The organism is Streptomyces sp. CAI-85 (assembly GCF_013363615.1).
Classification (GTDB): domain Bacteria; phylum Actinomycetota; class Actinomycetes; order Streptomycetales; family Streptomycetaceae; genus Streptomyces; species Streptomyces antibioticus_B.
Genome location: NZ_JAANNX010000169.1, coordinates 1 through 1,770 on the forward strand (window position 1 = coordinate 1; position 1,770 = coordinate 1,770).

At 67.9% G+C, this 1,770-nt stretch carries 1 protein-coding gene and 1 pseudogene; both read left to right on the plus strand.

Features of this window, described 5'->3' with window-relative positions:
- Window positions 1–4 precede the first annotated feature (4 nt).
- On the plus strand, window positions 5–1,183 hold the full coding sequence (sucC, locus tag G6W55_RS37490) for an ADP-forming succinate--CoA ligase subunit beta (RefSeq protein ID WP_030788026.1): 1,179 nt from the start codon (window positions 5–7) through the stop codon (window positions 1,181–1,183).
- 21 nt (window positions 1,184–1,204) lie between these two features.
- Window positions 1,205–1,770, plus strand: a pseudogene (locus G6W55_RS37495) (succinate--CoA ligase subunit alpha); the annotation flags it as partial.

Consider the following 1,770-nt stretch of genomic DNA (forward strand, 5'->3'; position numbering starts at 1 on the left):
GCGCGTGGACCTGTTCGAGTACCAGGCGAGGGACCTCTTCGCCAAGCACGATGTACCGGTGCTGGCCGGTGAAGTCATCGACACGCCTGAGGCGGCCCGCGCAGCCACCGAGCGCCTCGGTGGCAAGTCCGTCGTCAAGGCCCAGGTGAAGGTCGGCGGCCGCGGCAAGGCCGGTGGCGTGAAGCTCGCCGCCACCCCGGACGAGGCCGTCGCCCGCGCGACGGACATCCTCGGCATGGACATCAAGGGCCACACGGTCCACAAGGTGATGATCGCCGAGACGGCCCCGGAGATCCTGGAGGAGTACTACGTCTCCTTCCTCCTGGACCGTGCCAACCGCACCTTCCTCTCCATCGCGTCCGTCGAGGGCGGCATGGAGATCGAGGAGGTGGCGGCCACCCGTCCGGAGGCCGTCGCCAAGACGCCGATCGACGCCAACGAGGGTGTGACCCCCGAGAAGGCACGCGAGATCGTCGAGGCCGCGAACTTCCCGGCCGAGGTCGCCGACAAGGTGGCGAACGTCCTGGTCACCCTGTGGAAGACCTTCATCGCCGAGGACGCGCTCCTCGTCGAGGTCAACCCGCTGGCCAAGGTCGCCTCCGGTGACGTCATCGCCCTCGACGGCAAGGTGTCCCTGGACGAGAACGCCGAGTTCCGCCAGCCGGAGCACGAGGCCCTCCAGGACAAGGAGTCGGCCAACCCGCTCGAGGCCGCCGCCAAGGCGAAGAACCTCAACTACGTCAAGCTCGACGGCGAGGTCGGCATCATCGGCAACGGCGCGGGTCTCGTCATGAGCACCCTGGACGTCGTCGCGTACGCCGGTGAGGCGCACGGTGGCGTCAAGCCCGCCAACTTCCTCGACATCGGTGGCGGCGCCTCCGCCGCCGTCATGGCGAACGGCCTGGAGATCATCCTGGGCGACCCGGACGTCAAGTCCGTCTTCGTCAACGTCTTCGGTGGCATCACCGCCTGTGACGAGGTCGCCAACGGCATCGTCCAGGCGCTCCAGCTCCTGGCGGACCGGGGCGAGGAAGTCACCAAGCCGCTGGTCGTCCGGCTGGACGGCAACAACGCCGAGCTGGGTCGCAAGATCCTCTCCGACGCCAACCACCCGCTCGTGCAGCGCGTGGACACCATGGACGGCGCGGCCGACAAGGCCGCCGAGCTCGCGGCTGCGAAGTAAGGAAGAGGGACTCAGACAGCCATGGCTATCTTCCTCAACAAGGACAGCAAGGTCATCGTCCAGGGCATGACCGGTGCCACGGGCATGAAGCACACCAAGCTCATGCTGGCCGACGGCACGAACATCGTCGGTGGCGTGAACCCCCGTAAGGCGGGCACGTCCGTCGACTTCGACGGCACCGAGATCCCGGTCTTCGGCACGGTCGCCGAGGCGATGGAGAAGACGGGCGCCAACGTGTCCGTGCTCTTCGTGCCGCCGGCCTTCGCCAAGGCCGCCGTGGTCGAGGCGATCGACGCGGAGATCCCCCTCGCGGTCGTCATCACCGAGGGCATCGCCGTCCACGACTCGGCCGCGTTCTACGCGTACGCCGTCTCGCAGGGTGGCAAGACCCGGATCATCGGCCCGAACTGCCCGGGTCTGATCACCCCCGGCCAGTCGAACGCCGGCATCATCCCGGGCGACATCACCAAGCCGGGCCGTATCGGCCTGGTCTCGAAGTCCGGCACGCTGACGTACCAGATGATGTACGAGCTGCGTGACATCGGCTTCTCGTCCGCCGTCGGCATCGGTGGCGACCCGGTCATCGG